This is a genomic window from Streptomyces sp. WP-1 (assembly GCF_030450125.1).
Classification (GTDB): domain Bacteria; phylum Actinomycetota; class Actinomycetes; order Streptomycetales; family Streptomycetaceae; genus Streptomyces; species Streptomyces incarnatus.
Window position 1 is genome coordinate 2,403,197 of the sequence record NZ_CP123923.1, and the last position, 18,621, is coordinate 2,421,817.

Sequence of the window (18,621 nt, forward strand, 5' to 3'; positions counted from 1 at the left end):
CCGTCCCCTGCCCGGGGCGGCAGCACTCCCCGGGCGTTCGTCTACGCAATGCAAGTACTCTAGTCAACGTCACTGACAGCCCCAACTGACTTGTGTGACAAGTCTGCTGCAGGCCCGCGACCTTCACCCTTCTTTCACGCCGCCGCCCGCCGTCCTCCTGCGCGCGTCCCGTATCGCCACCGCCACCCCCGCGAGCGCGGCCACCAGCACGGCCGCTCCGACGGCGACGTACGTCGCCAGGCGGGCGTTGCGTTCGTCGGCGGTCTCGCCGAGCACCAGCCGGGCCGGGGTCGGGGCCTCGGCGTGGCTGAGGCCCTCGTGGGCGTCGGGCTTCTCGACGGGGTGTTCGTCGTCCGTCAGGGCGCGGACGGGGTCGACGACGCCCCAGCCGACCAGCATGTCGTGCCCGGCGACCGAGCGTTCCGCGGTCTGCTCGATCTGGGCGACGACCTCGCGCGCCGTCCAGCCGGGGTGTTTCGCCTTGATGAGCGCGGCGACACCGGCGACGTAGGGCGCCGAGAAACTCGTACCGTTGTCCGAGCAGTGGCCGCCCTTGGGCACGGTGGAGATCATGTCGACGCCGGGGGCGGCGACGCCCACGAAGTCGCCCGACTGGGAGAAGGACGCGCGCTCGTTGTTGCGGTCCGACGCGGCGACGGCCAGGACACCCTGGTAGGAAGCCGGGTAGGTGAGCTTGACGTTGCCGTCGAGGCCGTCGTTGCCCGCGGAGGCGACCACCACGATCTGGTGCGCCAGCGCGTCGTTGATCGCGTCGTGCAGGCCGCCGGCCGGCCGGATGGCGTTCGCGGTGTCCTGGGAGATGTTGATGACCTGGGCCTTCTCCTTGATCGCGTGCTCGATGGCCTGGGCGAGGGTGGCCGCGTCGCCGTCGCCCTCCGCGTCGTTCTGTTTGATGGGGATGATGGTCGCCTCGGGTGCGAGGCCCACGAATCCCGTTCCCGCCATGGGCCGGGCGGCGATGATGCCGGCCACGCGGGTGCCGTGGCCGACGGTGTCCGTCGTGCCGTTCGCCTTGCCGCGGTCGATCTTCTGGCCCTTGCGGTTCTTCGTCGGCAGGAAGTTGGCCCCGCCGGAGGCGTCCACCGCGTGGGCGAGCTGGGGGTTCCGGGTGTCCACGCCGGTGTCGATGACCGCGACCCGCACGCCCTTGCCCTTGGACTGGCTCCACAGCTCGTCCAGCAGCACGCGCTGCAGGGCCCAGGGACGCCCGGGATACACCTTGTTCGGGAAGTTGCACTGGTCGGCGAAGGAGTCGGCGGCGGCGGGCGGGGCCAGGGCGACGGTGGCGGTGGCGGTGGCGGTGGCGGTGGCGGTGCACAGCGTGGCGGCCGCGATCACCGCAGTACGCGGCAGAGCGGGACGGAGCAGAGCGGGACGGAGCAGACGCGGGGACGGCACGTGGCTTCTCCTACGAGCCCTGCGGCTGGCTCGCCGCGGTGGTCGACAGGCGGGGGCCGGTCGGCAGGAACACGGACCAGGCGACCGGGATCGGGGCGGGATCCAGTCCGGCGTATCCGAGCCGGGTCTGGGCGAGTTGGGCCTCCTGCCGCAGCTCCTTGCGCTGCTTGTCCGTCATGCCGTACTCGGTGCCCTGGGAGCCGCTGTCCGCGTTGGACTGCATGGCGTAGCGCAGGCCCGTGTCGGTGACGAGGAAGACGCCGCCGGCCTTGGTGTCCGTGCCCTGGAACTGGCGGTAGAGCTGGCCCGAGCCGGGGGTCACGTACGCGCTCGACGATCCGGTGGGCAGTTCGGCCGGGAAGTCCGTGCCCGCCCAGGTGTTGAGGGTCGTGGTGCCGTTGCCGGAGTCGACGTGGTCCAGGACGTTGCAGACGGTGTCGCGGCTGCCGCTCGTGGTCCCCGCCTCGTTGACGACCTTCGGGGTGAGGTCCGGCCACTTGCGGTCGGCCGCGAACGCGGTCGAGCCCGGCACGAAGGCGCCCGCGCTGACGTCGAGGGCCTTGCTCGCCTGGCCGAGACCGACGAGGTCCTTGCTGTTGAGGAGCAGCTTGGCGGTGAAGTCGGAGACGGGCAGGACCTTGCCCCGTTCGACGACGTAGAACTGCTGGCGGTCGCCGTTGGGGGCGCGCAGGACCATGCCGACCCTGTTCGCGGCGGCCGGCAGGCTGCCCTGGACACCGGCGGGCGCGCCCGCGGTCCCCTCGATCCGGGGGAACTCGATCGGGTCGCCGGTGTGCAGGGTGTCCAGCCAGTCCCGGGAGACGCGTTCGGGCTGCCGGCCGGTGCCGACGAGGGTGCGCAGCAGCAGCTCGTCGTTCTTGTCGACCTCGTAGGCGGTGCCGTGGGCGTCCACGATGTACTGCTGCCCGTCCGGGGCGGCGACGTACATGATGTCCCCGTCACCGAGCTTCTGGCGGGCGCCCTCGGTCCTCTTCTTGTCGCGGGCGGCGAGCACGAACGCCGCCTTCTGGATGGCCCTGCCGCCCGCGCCGGGGCGCTCGCAGACGGCCCAGCGCTTGCCGGCGCCGGCCTCCTGGCCGGAGGGCAGGCGGTCGGGGGCGTACGGGATGCCGATGGTGACGCCGTGCGGGATCTTGCCGTTGTCGAGGATCGACTCGTCGACGGTGACCACGTCGCCCTTGCCGTCGGCGAGGAGGAGCTTCGCGGACGCCATGTTGAGCACCGGGTGCAGCTGGGTCTTGCCGTCGGTCTTCAGGACGACGTACCGGGTGGTCGACTTGCTGGCGATGATCACCTTTTCGCCCGGGGTGTCCCAGCCCTGCGGAGCGGTCGGGCGGAACATCCCCCAGGCGCCGAACACGGCCATGACGACCACGCCGACGATGGTGCCGGGCAGGACCGCCCGCAACGGCTTGGGGGCTGCTTCCTCCGAGCCGTCGGAGGAGGGCTGGACGAACGCCGCGAGCATGCGCTGCTTCGCAAAGGTGTAGGCGTTGAGTTGATCCCGCCGAGATGCCATCTGCCCCTGATTCTCCCCGTGTGGCCGTCCGGATACCGGTCGAAGACCACCGTCTCCGGCACGCCGTTGTCGGACCGAGCCCCTACTATGCCTGGTGTCTGGCCGGTTCCATGGAGCGGGTAGGGTACCGGGGCCCTCGTGGGCTCCGCTCAGGGGCTGCGAGGCAGGGAGTTGTGAGGAAAACGGGGGGATGAGTTGAGGGCTTCCGGGACGCGGTCTCGTACGCGCCGGCACGGACGGGGAACCGACCCCTCGACGCCCGGTCCGCGACCGGCGGGGACGCGTTCGGCGCCGCCCCGGGAGCAGCGGCCCTCGGATCCGTCGGGTCCGGGTGCCCGTCCGACGCTGTCCGGCTCGTTCCGCATGCAACGGCTCGTACTTCCGGAACTCGCGCTGGCCGTGCTCGTCGTCGGCTGGGTCATCGGCCCGATGGCCCTGGTGCCCGCCGCGGTCGTCGCCGTCCTGCTGGTCGCCCTCGCGTTCGTCCGGCGCCGCGGACGCTCGCTGCCCGAATGGCTGACCACGGCCCGCGAGTTGAAGGCCCGGCAGCGCCGCGCCGCGAACACCCCGATACCGCCGGGCACCGAACCCTCGCTGGTGCCCGCGCTCGAATGCGAGCCGAGCCTGCGCACATACGCGTACGGCGGGCGCGACCGCCGCCCCGTCGGCATCGTCGGCGACGGCACCTTCGTCACCGCCGTCCTCCAGGTGGAGGCCGACGCGACCGCGCTGCGGGCGGAGCGGAGCCGGCAGCCGTTGCCGTTGGGGCTGGTGCGGGACGCGCTGGAGGTGGACGGGATACGGCTGGAGTCGGCACAGGTGGTGCTGCACACCCAGCCCGCGCCCGCGCTGCACCTGCCGCAGCAGTCGGTGGCCGTCGCCAACTACCTGCCGTTGCAGGAGCAGACCGGCGCCCCGGCCGTGCGGATCACCTGGATCGCGCTGAAGCTGGACCCGGAGGCGTGCGCGGAGGCGGTGGCGGCGCGTGGGGGCGGGCTGCTCGGGGCACAGAAGTGCGTCGTGCGGAGCGCGGACCATCTGGCGAGCCGGCTGACCGGCGCGGGCTTCCGGGCACGGGTGCTCGACGAGGAGGAGCTGATCGCCGCGCTCGCCACCTCGGCCTGCGCCAATCCGCTGGTCACCGCGGAGGCGGGGCGCAGCGAGATACGGGAGCGGCGTACGGAGGAGTCCGGGCGCAGCTGGCGTTGCGACAACCGGCGGCACACCACCTACTGGGTGCGGCGCTGGCCCCAACTGGGCGGCGGGCGCGGCGAGTCGCTGCCGCAGCTGGTCGCGCGGGTCACGGCGGTACCGGCGCTCGCCACCACTTTCAGCCTCACCCTCGCGCGCGGCGACCGGCAGGAGGTCTCGCTGTGCGGGCACCTGCGGGTGACCGGGCGCGGCGACGACGAACTCGTGGCGGCACGGCGGGCGTTGGAGGCGGCGGCCCGCACGGCCGGTGCCGGTCTGGCCCGCCTCGACCGTGAGCAACTGCCCGGCATGCTGGCCACACTGCCCCTCGGAGGTGCGCGGTGACGACGATTCCCACGACGCCCCCCGATCAGGACCGGCAGGCGGCGGACGGCTCCGGGCCGCGCGGCCTCGGCGAGCGGCTGCGGCACGGCCTCGGGCTGCTCGGCCCCCGGCACGGCCGGCACACGCTCCCCGCCCAGCTGCTGGACGCGCTCGCGCTGCCCATCGGCGACGACGGCGTGGTGGCCGGTGTGGACGCCGAGGGCCAGCCCGCCGTCCTGGGCATCAACCGGCCGACGCCCTACGACGTCGTCCTGATCGGCGGTCTGTGGACCGCGCAGGTGCTGGCGCTGCGCTCGGCCGCCACCGGCGCGCGCGTGGCCGTGGAGACCGGCCGGCCGCAGGCATGGATGCAGATGGTGCACGCGATGGGCGGCGGGCAGAACGGGCTGTCGGTGTACGACGTCGGGCGCGTGCCCCCGCAGGGTGCCTCGGCCGGTACGCCGGTCGTGGTGGTGCGGGACTGCGGTATGCGGCCCCCGCGCGGCCGGGTGGTGTCCGGGCCCTGGCAGTCGGTGCTGACCCTGCTGCCGTATCTCAGCCCGGTCGCGCCCCGGCTGCTGCGCCAGGCCCGGCTCGCCGGTATCCAGCGGGTCTCGCCGGACGAGGCCGCCGAACTCGGCCGCACCATGGGGCTCACACGCACCGAGGTGGAGTCGCTGCCGGCGCTGCCGGACGGTGTCACCCTGTGGTGTACCGACCGGGACCGGCAGTATGTGCTGACCCAACCGACCGACGCCGAGACCGGGTTGCTGGGCACCCCGCGCCGCATGGACTGAATTGCCCTCGCCTGTTGGGTTTGTTCGCTTTCCCTCCCCTTCCCGGGCCGTTGTGCGCGAGCCGACAGGCGGGCGGGCCTGCCGGGGGGCGGCTCGTGGTGATTAGGCTGGGAGCGGGCGTGATGGCAGGACCCGTGGACCGGACTGCTCCTGACCACTACGGACGACTCGAACGACACGACTTGGTCGCCCCGCCACGGCATGAGGGTGCTCGACCACACCAGGAGGAACTGTGAGCAGCGATCGGGACGGGATGCGCGGGGGCTGGGCCACACCCGGCGATGACCAGCCCGACGCGGAGGCCGTCGAGACCACCGGTGAGTTCACCATCGACTACGCTCCCCCGGCCTGGTACACGCAGAACGCGTCCGGCCCGGGCGGCTCCGGCGGTTCGGTCGGGGGCGCGGGGGGCGTGCACGGCGCGCAGGGCGGCACCGACGGGGCAGGGGCCCCGGGGGGCGCCGGGACCTCGGGTGCGTCCGGGCTTCCGCCGTTCGCGTCACCGGGGGGTACGGGGGCGCCGGGGCCGGATGCCGGAATGATGCCGCCGCCGGTCGGGGCCCAGCCGGTCGGGGCGCCGCCTGTCGGGGGCCAGCCGGTCGGCACACCGCCGCAGGGGACGCCGTTCGCTCCGCCGATGCCGCCGCCCGTGCCGCCTCAGGCTCCGGCGCAGCCCCCGCAGTCGTTCGGTGATTCCGTTCCGATGCCCAGGCTGCCCGACGGGTTCGAACTCCAGCAGCCGCCGCAGCCGCAGGTCCAGGCCGCCCAGCCCGCCCAACCGGAGGTCGCGTCCGTCGCGCCGCCGGCCGTCGAGCCCGAGAGCGGCAACGGGGATCTGGAGAGCGGGGCGACCATGCGGTTCTCCGCCGTCGCCCTGAAGCGCGAGATGGCCGAGATCGCCGAGCAGGCCGCCGCCATGCAGAAGGCGGCGGCCGAGTCCGAGGCGGAGGGACAGGGCAAGGACGTCGAGGCCGGGGCCGGGGCGGAGTCCGGGGCCGGGGCCGAGGGTTCGGAGGGGAGTGCCTCCGCCGAGTCCGGTGCGGGTGCGGGTGCGGGTGCGGAGCAGGGTGAGCGTGAGGGTGAAGCTGAGAGCAGCGCCTCGCCTGAGAACTCGGGCACGGACGGAGACGGGAACGCGGATACGGACGCCGACAGCTCGCTGACCGACGACGGCGCCTCAGACTCCGTGGACACCGCGGACGCCGCGGACGCCGACCCCTCCCCTGAGGGCTCCGCTCGGGAAGAGCCCGCGCCTGCGGCCGCCCCCGAGGGCTCCCAGGAAGCCGCCCCGCAGAACGCCGTTCCGCAAAGCGCGGCCCCGCAGGGCACAGTTCCTCAGAACGCGGCCCCGCAGGACCCCGTCGCTCAGCCCGCTCCCCCGGCGCCGCAGGACTTCCCGGCCGCCTGGCCGCCGCCGCCCGCGCCGCAGAGCGGTCTGCCCCCGCTGCCGCCGTCGTACCAGCCCGCCGCCCCGGCACCGGCGGCCCAGTGGCCCGCGCCGCAGCAGCCCCTGCCACCGCAGGCAGTCCCGCAGCAGCCCATGCCCCAGCAGGCCGGGCCTCAGCAGCCCGCGCCGCAGCAGCCCGGTCCCATGCAGGGGCAGCAGCCGCCGTTCCAGCCGCAGGCACCGCAGCCCGCGCCCGCGGTCTGGAACCAGCCGAACCAGCCCGGCCAGCCCCCGCAGCCGCAGCCGCAATCGCAGCCGCACCACCCCGGCATGCCCGTCCCGCCCGCCCAGCCGGGCCCCCGGGGCGTGCCCCAGCCGAACCAAGCCGGTGGTTACGGCTTCCCGCCGCCCCCGGCACCCCACCAGCCCCAGCCCCCGGTCGCGGCGCCGAACGCCCCCGCTCCCTCCCCCGACAGCGGTTACGGCTTCCCCCACCCCCAGCCCGACAACCCCCCGCAGCAGGGCGGTTACGGCTTCCCGCAGCAAGGCCGGCAACCGCAGCCGCAGCCGCAGGCACAGCCCGACGCCCCCCAGCCCCCCGTCGACCCCCGCGCCGGGGCCGCCTGGCCGCAGGCGATCCAGCACGATCAGCGGCAGCCCACCAACCCCGGTGCCGCGCCGCTGGGTTACACCGCGGCCGTGGAGCTGTCCTCGGACCGGCTGCTGAACAACCGCCGGCAGAAGGCGAAGAGCGGGCGGCCCACCGCGGCCGGGTCCCGGTTCAAGCTGGGCGGCAAGAGGGAAGAGGCCGAGCGGCAGCGGAAGTTGGAGCTGATCCGTACGCCGGTGCTGTCCTGCTACCGGATCGCGGTCATCAGCCTCAAGGGCGGCGTGGGCAAGACCACCACGACCACCGCGCTGGGCTCCACCCTCGCCACCGAGCGGCAGGACAAGATCCTCGCCATCGACGCCAATCCGGACGCCGGCACCCTCGGCCGACGGGTGCGCCGGGAGACCGGGGCCACCATCCGCGACCTGGTCCAGGCGATCCCGTACCTGAACTCGTACATGGACATCCGCCGGTTCACCTCGCAGGCGCCCTCCGGTCTGGAGATCATCGCCAACGACGTGGACCCGGCCGTCTCGACCACGTTCAACGACGAGGACTACCGGCGCGCGATCGATGTGCTCGGCCGCCAGTACCCGATCATCCTCACCGACTCCGGCACCGGTCTGCTGTACAGCGCCATGCGCGGGGTGCTCGACCTCGCCGACCAGCTGATCATCATCTCCACGCCGTCGGTGGACGGTGCCTCCAGCGCCAGTACGACGCTGGACTGGCTGGCCGCGCACGGGTACTCCGACCTGGTGTCCCGCTCGCTGACCGTGATCTCCGGGGTCCGCGAGACCGGCAAGATGATCAAGGTCGAGGACATCGTGTCGCACTTCGAGACCCGTACCCGCGGGGTCGTGGTGGTGCCCTTCGACGAGCATCTGGCCGCCGGTGCCGAGGTGGACCTCGACATGATGCGGCCGCGGACCCGGGAGGCGTACTTCAACCTGGCCGCGATGATCGCCGAGGACTTCGTGCGCCACCAGCAGGCGCACGGGCTGTGGACCAGCGACGGCAACCCGCCGCCGGTGGCCGCCCCGCCGATGCCGGGCCAGCAGCAGATGCCGGGCCAGGGCCAGCCCTATCCCCAGACCCCGGGCCAGCCCTATCCGCAGGCCCCGGGCCAGCAGTACCCGCAGGGTCCGGGCCAGCCGTACCCCGGGCAGCCCGCACCCGGCCAGCCCTACCCGCCCCAGGCCCCGCAGCCCCAGCCCTACCCGCCCCAGCGGCAACCGCAGCCGGGACAGCAGCCCTACCCCCCGCAGCCGGGACAGCCGTACCCCGGCCAGCCCTATCCCCAGGGCCAGCCCCCGCAGCAGCCGTAGCGGCATGACGAAAGGGCGGCCGGTGCTCCACGCACCGGCCGCCCTTCGCTGTCGTATCGAAGCCCTACGGCTCGAAACCCTCGGCGGCTGACCCTCCCGAACCCTCGGCGGCTAACCCTCCGCCGCCACGATCTCCTTGCACCGCTTCACATCCGCCGCCATCTGCTCCAGCAGAGCCTCCAGCGAGTCGAACTTCGCCTGGCCGCGGACGTAGGCGAGGAAGTCGACGGCGACGTGCAGGCCGTACAGGTCGAGGCCGACGCGGTCGATGGCGTACGCCTCCACCGTGCGCTCGGTGCCGTCGAACTGCGGGTTCGTGCCCACCGAGATCGCGGCCGGCATGATCTCGCCCTGCGCGTGCAGATAACCGGCGTACACACCGTCGGCGGGGATGGCGGTGTGCGGCAGCGTCTCGACGTTCGCCGTGGGGAAGCCCAGCTCCCGGCCGCGCTGCGCGCCGCGCACCACGACGCCCTCCACCCGGTGCGGGCGGCCCAGGATCTCGCGGGCGCCCTCGACATCGCCCTCGGCGACCAGACGCCGGGTCAGGGTCGAGGAGAACGGCTGGCCGCCGCCCGCCGCGCCGGACACGTACAGGTCGACGACCTCGACCTCGAAGTCGTAGACCTTGCCCTGCTCGGCGAGGAACTCGACGTTTCCGGCCGCCTTGTGGCCGAAGCGGAAGTTCGGGCCCTCCACGACCGCCTTGGCGTGCAGCTTGTCCACCAGGACTTTCACCACGAAGTCGGCGGCCGACAGCTTGGAGAACTCGCTGGTGAAGGGGAGGATCAGCACCGCGTCGACGCCCAGTTCGGCCATCAGCTCGCAGCGGCGGTGGTGCGGGGCGAGCAGCGGCGGGTGGCTGCCGGGGCGCACGACCTCGCTGGGGTGCGGGTCGAAGGTGACGACGACGGCCGGGACGCCCAGTTCGCGGGCGCGGTCGACGGCGTGCTTGACGATCAGCTGGTGACCTCGGTGGACACCGTCGTAGGAACCGATGGTGACGACGCTGCGCCCCCAGTCCTCGGGGATGTCCTCCAAGCCACGCCAGCGCTGCACTGTGACCGCTCCTCGAACCCGTGTCCGTGTCTACCTTGACGATTGTGCAGGTCTAAGGGTGCCATGCCGGGTGCCCGGGGCCCGCATCGGCCGGGGCGCTGTGACCGGGCGCACGTCGCCCCGGCAGCTCAGGGGCGGTGTCAGGCCGGTACCCGCGCGCCCCCGAGGTTCTCCAGGGTGCGGCGGGTGCTCGGGCCCACCACGGCGGCCCAGTCGTCCGGGGTGTCGGCGAACCAGCGGTTCATCCGGGTGGCGAAGCCGGGGACGTGCCGGCCGAGGTCGACCAGGGCGCGGTCGAAGCGGGTGGCACCCTCGGGGGTGCGGCCCAGGAGCAGTCCGGTGCGGTGCACGAGGGCGCGGACGTCGTCCGCCGGACCGGTGTCCGAGGCCGCCGCGTGCAGGACGGCGACCAGCACGGACGGCTCCTGTTCACGGGCGAGCAGGAAGTCCAGGAGTCCGGCGCGCGGCGAGCCGGGGGCGCGCGTGCCGGGGCCGGTCCGCGGCACGCCGCAGGCGCGGGTGTCGGCGGCGGCGAGGACGGTGGCCAGGGCGGCCCGCAGTGGTTCGGGGCCGTCCCGGAGCAGCCCGGTGACCAGGGGGAACAGGACCGGGCGGGCGACGGGGCCATGGGCCAGGCGGTGGTCGACGGCGGTGGCGATGCGGCCGGCGGTCTCCGGGTGCGGGCGCGCCGCCTCCCGCAGCAGGGTCGCGGCGGCGCGGGCGAGGGCCGGGGTGGTGACGTCGTCGAGGAGGCGGCGCAGGCAGTCCGCCGCCTCCCGGTGCGGGCCGCGCAGCCGGGTCCGGAAGGCGTCGAGGACCGGGTCCGGGTGGCTGGTCAGGGCGGGCAGCAGGGCGGTGGCGGGGACGAGCGGGTCGCCGTCGGCGAAGTGGCGCAGCGCCTCGGCCAGGTGCCGTTCGCGGGTGCCCGGGGAGCCGGCCAGGAGGGCGTGGGCGCCGCCGTGCAGGGCGTGGTCGGCGGGGCGGGCGAGCACGGCCCGCGCGGCGCGGCACAGCAGCTCGCGGTCGGCGGGCGCCCGCAGATGCGGGGCGGCGCGCAGCGCGAGCGTCATGGCGGCCGGGTACCGGGCCGTGCGCCGCTCGTCGTGCGCCCAGCGGTGCACGGCCCGGCACAGCGCCGCCGGCTCCTCCTCGGCGAGCACGGTGAGCAGCTCCTGCGCGTGCCGGTGACCGCTCGCGGCCAGCGCCTCCGTGAGCGCGTCCAGCGCGCCGTGCCGATGGGTGTGCAGCAGGGCCTGCGCGGCGGTCGCCACGGTGGCGTGCGGGGCCGCGGGCAACGGCCGCTCGTCCTCGAACCACCGTGTCAGACAGGGCTGTACGGCATCGGGGGCGGCGGCCAGCAGCCGGGCCACGGCGTCGAGGTACCGCTCGCCCGGCGCGCCCGCGCCCGGATCGGCGAGGACGAGGCGGCGCAGCAGGTCCAGGCGCTCGGCGGCGGGTACGGGCAGGCCGGTCCAGAAGGCGGGCCCGAACTCCTCGGGCACCGGCCGCAGTTCGCGCCGCCAGGCGACGACGCGCTCGGCGAGCAGCCGCAGCACCTCGGTGTACGGCGTCGCGTCCGGCACCCTCTCCAGGGTTCCGGCGAGCAGCCGGGCGGCCCACCAGGAGCCGGTGTCCAGGTCCAGCGCGTCCACCAACTCGCGGAGCTGAAAGGCGAGTTGTCGAGAGCCCTGGCGGCGGCCGAGGTGCAGCAGGGCCTGCACGACGGGGCCGACGCGATGGCGCGGCACCGGCGGCGCGTCCTTTTCCGTCCCGGCCTCCCGGGCGCGGTGCACCAGGGTGTGCACGGCCTCGTCCAGGTCGAGGTGCAGGCCCTGGAGCCAGTCGGCCAGTTCCTCGTGGGCGAAGCGGTAGCCGCGCCCGGCGGGCACGAGCAGGCCCTCGGCGAGCACGGCGGAGGCCCAGCCGGTGCCGCCGCCGAGCCGCTCGGGGGCCGGTCCCCAGGGGAACACCGCCTCGAAGGACGCCCGGTCCAGCTCGCCCTGCCCCGGTCCGAGGCTGAGCCGGGCGGCCTCGTGCACCTGCCCGGCGACCCGGGCGGCGAGCCGTCGTACGGCCGTGCCGCGCAGCCCCCGCTCGGCGGCGAGCCGCACCGCGACGCGCAGGCACATCAGATCGAGGTGGGCCGCGAACACCTCGTGCCGGTCGACGGGGGCGGCGAACCGCGTCGACCGCAGGACGGCCCACACCTCGGACAGCAGCCGCAGGGTGAGCGGATGCCGGGCGTCCCGCGCGGTGAGCAGGCCCTCGGGGATCCCGTACCGCGCCCGCGCCGTCTCGGCCTCCCCGGCGTCCAGGCCGCCAAGTGCCACCGCCTGTACGTCCGTTGCGGGAAACCCGGCCTGCTCCCAGTACTCCTCCCGGCAGGCCACCACCAGGCGGGCGCCGGTCTCCCGGAGCCAGCCGACGGTCCCCTCGGTCCACTCGGGGAGCCGCCGGGCCAGGGCCGGGGGCATCTCCTCGGGGCCGTCGAGGAGCAGCAGGAGGGGGCGGCCCGTGCGGGCGGTGAGGTGCTCGGGGGTGAGGTCGCCGAGGTCGGGGAGGTCGAGCCGGCGGGCGGCGGCGACGATACGGGCGGCCCGTGCCAGGGCGCGGCGCGCCGCGTCGGCGACCGAGTCGTCGCCCTCCTCCAGATCGGCGCCGCGCAGCCACAGCGTGGGCTGCGCCGTGCGGGCGCGGCGGGCGGCGAGGGCCGCGAGTTCCGTCGTACGACCGCTGCCCGGGGCGCCGACCAGACCGAGCACGCACCGCTCGCCGTCCATGAAGCCGGCCGACTCCGCTGCCACCGCGGCCCGTTCGACCGGCTGCACCAGAGCCCTCGGCGGTCCGTCCTGGCCCACCGAGGTGGCGGTCAGCTCCAGGACGCCCGCGAGATTGAGGTCGGCGCCGTAGGCGGGCACGGTGGCCGCGTTGCGGGCCAGCAGCTCGGCGAGGGGGCCGGTGGCGGCGCGGGGCGGCACCGCGAAGCCGGCGTCCCGGTGGGGGGCGTGCAGCACGGTGCCGAGGACGCCGAGGACAGCGCCCGTACCCGCGTCCACCACCGGTCCCCCGGCCGCCCCGCCGCCGGGCCGCAGCGCGTCCCGGCCCGCCGTCCCGATGGCCAGCTCCAGCGCGTCGCCGATCAGATGGCGGCCGTACGACACCTCGGCGGCGGCGAGCACCCGCGCCTCGCGCCAGCAGCCGGCCGCGATCCGGACGTAGGTGCCGGCCGCGACGTCCTCGCGGGCGCTCAGCGGCAGCGGCGGCACGTCCAGGCCCTCGGCGCGCACCAGGGCGAGGTTCCGGTCGGGCAGCCCGGTCACGTCCTCGGCGCCGACCACGCGGGTGCGGTCCCCGGCGCGCAGCACCAGCCGGTCGAGGCCGTCGACGGCTTCGTGGCTGGTGAGGAGGGTGCCCTGGTGGTCGGCGAGGAATCCGGTGCCGCGCGGGCGGCCGGCGGGGTCCTCGATGTGCACCAGGGGGTCGGTGGTGCGGGGATCGGCGAGGGGGGCGGGGTCCGTACGGCGGGTACCGAGGGCGCCTTGCGGGTGGGGGCGGGGGGTCGTGAGCACCCGTGCGCCGCGCGCCCCGTCCGCGCGGGCGGGTGCCGATCCCGCCGCGTCCGCCATGTCACCCGTGCCGTGCGCCGTCACCCCGCGGGCGCCGCCGGTTCGCGGGTCTCCTGCCGTCATCGTCCTGCCTTCCCGCCCTTGCCCGTGCCTGTGGGCCCTTGCCTGTGGCGACGGTAGGCGGGTGATGATCGGCGGGGCGGCGCGCTCGTGGAACGCGCCCCCTTCCGCTCCCCCGGTTCACTCCGAGCGCCTGCCCGGACGGGTGAATCGACGGGGGCTACTGGACAGCCCTGGGGTGGGGGAAGTGGGGGGCCGTGGAGCGGCGGCGGGAGCACACCCCGTGCCGGCCGCCGCTCCACGGCGAGAGCCCTCGCTCAGGCGAAGACGGCCAGGCTCTTGGCCTTGCCCTTGTGCAGCTCGACGAGGGCGAGGAAGCGGCCCTCGGGGTCGAACACGGCGACGGGACCGGCGTCCGCGTACTCCTCGGGCATCTCCAGGCGCACCCCGTTCAGCAGCAGCCTGGCGCGCTTGGCGTCCACCTCCCAGCGCGGGAAGGCGGCCGAGGCGGCCTCGGCGATCGGCATCACGGTCAGCTCCTGCTGGAGCTGGTCCAGCGTCCGCGCCGAGTCGAGCTTGTACGGCCCGACGCGGGTGCGGCGCAGCGCGGTGAGGTGTCCGCCGACGCCCAGGTCGGCGCCCAGGTCGCGGGCGAGCGCGCGGATGTAGGTGCCGGAGGAGCAGACGACGGAGACGACCAGGTCGAGGACGGGGGTGCCGTCCTCGGCGACGGCGTCGCGGACGTCGTACACCGTGAAGGAGGAGACGGTCACCGGGCGGGCCGGGATCTCGAAGTCCTCGCCCTCACGGGCCCGCTTGTACGACCGTACGCCGTCGATCTTGATGGCGCTGACCTTGGACGGGACCTGCATGATGTCGCCGGACAGCTTGGCGATACCGGCGTCGATGGCCTCCCGGGTCACCTTGGAGGCGTCGGTGGACGCGATGATCTCGCCCTCGGCGTCGTCGGTGAGGGTGTTCTGGCCGAGCCGTACGGTGCCCAGGTACTCCTTCTCGGTCAGCGCGAGGTGACCGAGGAGCTTGGTGGCGCGCTCGACGCCGAGGACCAGCACGCCGGTGGCCATCGGGTCGAGGGTGCCGGCGTGACCGACGCGGCGGGTCCTGGCGATCCCGCGCATCTTGGCGACCACGTCGTGCGAAGTGAAGCCCGACGGCTTGTCGACGATGACAAGGCCGTCGGGCGTGGTGTGCTTCTGCGTCATTCCGCGGCGTCGCCGTCCGTCTCGTCGTCCGCCGGCTTGCGGTACGGGTCCGCGCCGCCGGCGTAGTCGGCGCCCGCGGAGGTCTCCCGCACCTTGGCGTCGGACTGCCGGGCCTTGTCGAGGAGGTCCTCGATGGTCTTGGCGGTGTCCGGGAGGGCGTCCGCGACGAAGGTGAGGGTCGGGGTGAACTTCACCCCGGCCGCGCGGCCGACCTCGGAGCGCAGGATGCCCTTGGCGCTCTCCAGGCCCGCCGCCGCGGCCTTCCGCTCCTCGTCGTCCCCGTACACCGTGTAGAAGACGGTCGCCTCCCGCAGGTCACCCGTCACGCGGGTGTCCGTGATGGTGACGTGCGAGCCGAGCCGCGGGTCCTTGATCCCGCGCTGCAGCTTCTGGGCAACCACCTCTCGGATGAGGTCCGCCAGCCTTTTCGCCCGCGCGTTGTCGGCCACTGGTCCAGCTCCCGTTCTTTCCTGATTCCTTGGTCTTCGATCCGTGGTCTTTGTTCCGCGGTCCGTGTCAGTCGTCGTCGCCGTGTCAGTCGTCGTCGCCGTGGAAGCGGCGGCGTACGGACAGCAGCTCCACCTCGGGGCGGGCGGCGACCAGCCGTTCGCACCGGTCCAGTACGTCCGTGAGGTGCGCCGCGTCGCCGGAGACCGCAGCCAGGCCGATGATCGTCCGCCGGTGGAGGTCCATGTGGTCCACCTCGGCCGCGCTCACCGCGTACTTCCGCTGGAGTTCGGCGACGATCGGGCGGACGACGGAGCGCTTCTCCTTCAGCGAGTGGACGTCGCCGAGGAGGAGGTCGAAGGACAGAGTCCCCACGTACATGTGTGTTGCCGGTTCACCCGCCGGTCCGGGATCGATGGCCCCTGCGCCGGACGGCCGGGGACATCAAGAAACGGTACCGCGTACCTGGCGGAGGCTCGACAGGGTTTCCACGCGGTGCGGGGACCCGCGGCAGCTGCCACAGGTCCCCGAATGCCCGTCGACGTCCGGAACGGCACGCCGGCCGACAGGACGCATCCCGTCGGCCGGCGTGAACCGTCGGCCGGTTACGCCCGCGGCTTCTCGCGCATCTCGTACGTCGCGATGACGTCGTCGACCTTGATGTCGTTGAAGTTTCCGAGGTTGATACCACCCTCGAAGCCTTCGCGGATCTCGGTGACGTCGTCCTTGAAGCGACGCAGGCCCTCGATGGTGAGGTTCTCCGCGATGACCTTGCCGTCGCGCAGGAGGCGGGCCTTCGTGTTGCGGCGGACCTCGCCGGACCGGATGAGCACACCGGCGAGGTTGCCCAGCTTGGACGAGCGGAAGACCTCGCGGATCTCCGCCGTACCGAGCTCGACCTCTTCGTACTCCGGCTTGAGCATGCCCTTGAGGGCCGCCTCGATCTCCTCGATCGCCTGGTAGATGACCGAGTAGTACCGGACGTCGACGCCCTCGCGCTCCGCCATCTGCGCGGCACGGCCGGCCGCACGGACGTTGAAGCCGATGACGATGGCGTCCGAGCCCATGGCCAGGTCGATGTCGGACTCCGTGACCGCACCGACACCGCGGTGCAGGACGCGGATGTCGACCTCTTCGCCGACGTCCAGCTGGAGCAGCGAGGACTCGAGGGCCTCGACCGAACCGGAAGCGTCACCCTTGATGATCAGGTTCAGCTGCTGGACCTCGCCGGCCTTGAGCACCTTGTCCAGGTCCTCCAGGGAGACACGGCGCGTGCGCTTCGCGAAGGCCGCGTTGCGCTCACGGGCCGCACGCTTCTCCGCGATCTGGCGGGCCGTACGGTCCTCCTCGACCACGATGAAGTTGTCACCGGCACCCGGGACGTTGGTCAGGCCCAGGACCTGGACCGGCGTCGACGGACCGGCCTCGGCGACGGTGTTGCCGCTGTCGTCCAGCATCGCGCGGACTCGGCCGTACGCGTCGCCGACCACCATGGTGTCGCCGACCCGCAGCGTGCCTCGCTGCACCAGGACCGTCGCGACCGCACCGCGACCGCGGTCCAGGCGGGACTCGATCGCAATACCCTGCGCGTCCTGGTGCGGGTTGGCACGCAGGTCCAGGGCGGCGTCGGCGGTGAGGACGACGGCCTCCAGGAGGCTGTCGATGTGCAGACCCTGCTTGGCGGAGATGTCGACGAACATGGTGTCGCCGCCGTACTCCTCGGCCACCAGGCCGTACTCGGTCAGCTGACCGCGCACCTTGGTCGGGTCGGCACCCTCGACGTCGATCTTGTTGACCGCGACCACGATCGGCACCTCGGCCGCCTTGGCGTGGTTCAGCGCCTCGACCGTCTGCGGCATGACGCCGTCGTTGGCCGCGACGACCAGGATCGCGATGTCCGTCGACCGGGCACCACGGGCACGCATGGCGGTGAACGCCTCGTGACCCGGGGTGTCGATGAAGGTGATCGCGCGGTCCTCGCCGTTGACCTGGGTCGCGACCTGGTAGGCACCGATGTGCTGGGTGATGCCGCCGGCCTCGCCCGCGATGACGTTCGTCTTGCGGATGGCGTCGAGGAGCCGGGTCTTACCGTGGTCGACGTGACCCATGACGGTCACGACCGGCGGACGGACGACCAGGTCCTCCTCGGTGCCCTCGTTCTCGCCGAACTCCAGGTCGAAGGACTCGAGCAGCTCGCGGTCCTCCTCCTCGGGGCTGACGATCTGAACCGTGTAGTTCATCTCGCCGGCGAGCAGGTGCAGCGTCTCGTCGGAGACGGACTGCGTCGCGGTGACCATCTCGCCGAGGTTCATCATGACCGCGACGAGGGACGCCGGGTTGGCGTTGATCTTCTCCGCGAAGTCGGTGAGCGACGCGCCACGGGAGAGACGGATGGTCTCGCCGCCGCCGCGCGGCAGCATCACGCCGCCGACGCTCGGGGCCTGCATGGCCTCGTACTCCTGGCGACGCTGCCGCTTCGACTTGCGGCCGCGACGCGCGGGACCACCGGGACGGCCGAAGGCGCCCTGCGTGCCACCACGGCCACCGGGACCGCCGGGACGACCGCCGAAGCCGGGACGACCGCCGCCACCGGGGCCGCCGCCGAAGCCGCCGCCACCGCCACCGGGACGACCGGCGAAACCGCCGCCGCCGCCCGGACGGGCACCGCCGCCACCGCCGCCGGGACGACCGGCGAAGCCGCCGCCACCGGGACGACCGCCGCCACCGCCGGGACGACCGGCACCGGCCGGACCACGGCCGCCGGGGCCGGGACGCGGGCCGGCAGCGGGACGCTGCGGCATCATGCCGGGGTTCGGACGCGGGCCGCCGGGACGCGGGGCGCCGCCCTGCGGACGGGGCATCGCGCCCGGAGTCGGACGCGGACCGCCGGGAGCCTGCGGACGCGGACCGCCGCCCTGGGCGCCGGGCGCCTGCGGACGGGGACCGGCGCCGGGGGCACCGCCGGGACGCGGGCCACCCTGCGGACGGGGCGCCTGCGGGCGCGCCATGCCGGTGGAGCCGCCGGACGTGAAGGGGTTGTTACCCGGACGCGGGCCGGAGGGACGGGCACCCGGACGCGGGGCCTGGCCACCGGGACGCGGCGCGCCCTGGCCCGGACGGGCCTGACCCTGACCCTGGGCCGGACGGCCACCGGGCTTGGGGGCACCGGGACGGGCGCCACCGGGACGCGGACCCTGGCCCTGACCCTGACCCTGTGCGGCCGGGGCCTGCGGGGTCTGGGCGGCCGGAGCGGCCGGCGGAGCGGTGAACTCCGGGGCGGCCGGGGCCGGACGCGGCGCGGGCCGGGGGCCCGGACGCGGACCCGAGGCCGGTGCGGACGCCGCGGGAGCCGACGGAGCGGCCGGCGCCGCCGGCTGCTCCGGGGCGGGCGTCGCGGGCTTGGGAGCCGCCGGCCGCGGGGCAGCCGGACGTGCCGCCTGCACCGGGGAGGGCGCGGCGGGCTTGGGGGAGGCCTTGCGCGGGGCGGGCTTGGCGGACTTGCCGCTGCCACCACCCTGGAAGGCGTCGGTCAGCTTGCGTACAACCGGCGCTTCGATGGTCGAAGACGCCGAACGGACGAATTCACCGAGTTCCTGGAGCTTGGCCATGACGGCCTTGCTCTCGACACCGAACTCCTTGGCGAGTTCGTAGACCCGGACCTTAGCCACTT

General features: G+C 74.2%; 11 protein-coding genes. 3 read left to right on the top strand and 8 right to left on the bottom strand.

The window, feature by feature from the left end:
* Positions 1-123 precede the first annotated feature (123 nt).
* Positions 124-1,359 carry a type VII secretion-associated serine protease mycosin gene (gene mycP, locus QHG49_RS10100; protein ID WP_370530566.1) on the bottom strand — a complete coding sequence of 412 codons (1,236 nt, stop codon included), beginning with the start codon at positions 1,357-1,359 and terminating at the stop codon, positions 124-126.
* 70 nt (positions 1,360-1,429) lie between these two features.
* Positions 1,430-2,959 (bottom strand): type VII secretion protein EccB, encoded by a 1,530-nt coding sequence (gene eccB / locus QHG49_RS10105; RefSeq protein ID WP_301488743.1) that lies wholly within the window; start codon positions 2,957-2,959, stop codon positions 1,430-1,432.
* A 363-nt stretch (positions 2,960-3,322) separates the two neighbouring features.
* Here eccB and eccE point away from each other — a divergent pair, with 363 nt between their 5' ends.
* The 3 genes from eccE (at position 3,323) to QHG49_RS10120 (ending at position 8,596) form a co-directional block, all read left to right on the top strand.
* Positions 3,323-4,495 carry a type VII secretion protein EccE gene (gene eccE, locus QHG49_RS10110; protein ID WP_145485500.1) on the top strand — a complete coding sequence of 391 codons (1,173 nt, stop codon included), beginning with the start codon at positions 3,323-3,325 and terminating at the stop codon, positions 4,493-4,495.
* A gap of 77 nt (positions 4,496-4,572) precedes the next feature.
* Positions 4,573-5,271, top strand: coding sequence for a hypothetical protein (locus tag QHG49_RS10115; RefSeq protein ID WP_236576714.1), 699 nt, complete (start codon positions 4,573-4,575; stop codon positions 5,269-5,271).
* A gap of 232 nt (positions 5,272-5,503) precedes the next feature.
* Positions 5,504-8,596, top strand: coding sequence for an SCO5717 family growth-regulating ATPase (locus QHG49_RS10120; protein WP_301488745.1), 3,093 nt, complete (start codon positions 5,504-5,506; stop codon positions 8,594-8,596).
* A gap of 111 nt (positions 8,597-8,707) precedes the next feature.
* On the opposite strand, the gene QHG49_RS10125 is transcribed toward QHG49_RS10120, so the two are convergent.
* The 6 genes from QHG49_RS10125 to infB all read right to left on the bottom strand — a co-directional run bounded on the left by QHG49_RS10125 (position 8,708) and on the right by infB (position 18,619).
* Positions 8,708-9,655, bottom strand: a complete 948-nt coding sequence (locus tag QHG49_RS10125; RefSeq protein ID WP_145485502.1) for a bifunctional riboflavin kinase/FAD synthetase — start codon at positions 9,653-9,655, stop codon at positions 8,708-8,710.
* A 140-nt stretch (positions 9,656-9,795) separates the two neighbouring features.
* Positions 9,796-13,344 carry a trypsin-like peptidase domain-containing protein gene (locus QHG49_RS10130; protein WP_301488747.1) on the bottom strand — a complete coding sequence of 1,183 codons (3,549 nt, stop codon included), beginning with the start codon at positions 13,342-13,344 and terminating at the stop codon, positions 9,796-9,798.
* A 254-nt stretch (positions 13,345-13,598) separates the two neighbouring features.
* Complete coding sequence (gene truB / locus QHG49_RS10135; protein WP_145485503.1) at positions 13,599-14,504, bottom strand: tRNA pseudouridine(55) synthase TruB; 906 nt, start codon at positions 14,502-14,504, stop codon at positions 13,599-13,601.
* Positions 14,501-14,953 (bottom strand): 30S ribosome-binding factor RbfA, encoded by a 453-nt coding sequence (gene rbfA / locus QHG49_RS10140; RefSeq protein ID WP_111585657.1) that lies wholly within the window; start codon positions 14,951-14,953, stop codon positions 14,501-14,503. The genes truB and rbfA overlap by 4 nt, the downstream gene beginning before the upstream one ends.
* 85 nt (positions 14,954-15,038) lie before the next feature.
* Entirely contained in the window at positions 15,039-15,332 is a 294-nt protein-coding gene (locus tag QHG49_RS10145; RefSeq protein WP_145485504.1) for a DUF503 domain-containing protein, read from the bottom strand.
* A 224-nt stretch (positions 15,333-15,556) separates the two neighbouring features.
* A complete protein-coding gene (gene infB / locus QHG49_RS10150) occupies positions 15,557-18,619 on the bottom strand; it encodes a translation initiation factor IF-2 (RefSeq protein WP_159705558.1) in 3,063 nt (1,020 codons plus the stop codon).
* Between the last annotated feature and the right edge of the window lie 2 nt (positions 18,620-18,621).

Excerpts from the sequence above, each read along its gene's own strand:
- QHG49_RS10145 (WP_145485504.1), bottom strand. The coding sequence starts at position 15,332 with ATGTACGTGGGGACTCTGTCCTTCGACCTCCTCCTCGGCGACGTCCAC.
- QHG49_RS10130 (WP_301488747.1), bottom strand. The coding sequence starts at position 13,344 with ATGACGGCAGGAGACCCGCGAACCGGCGGCGCCCGCGGGGTGACGGCG.
- eccB (WP_301488743.1), bottom strand. The coding sequence starts at position 2,959 with ATGGCATCTCGGCGGGATCAACTCAACGCCTACACCTTTGCGAAGCAG.
- truB (WP_145485503.1), bottom strand. The coding sequence starts at position 14,504 with ATGACGCAGAAGCACACCACGCCCGACGGCCTTGTCATCGTCGACAAG.
- eccE (WP_145485500.1), top strand. The coding sequence starts at position 3,323 with ATGCAACGGCTCGTACTTCCGGAACTCGCGCTGGCCGTGCTCGTCGTC.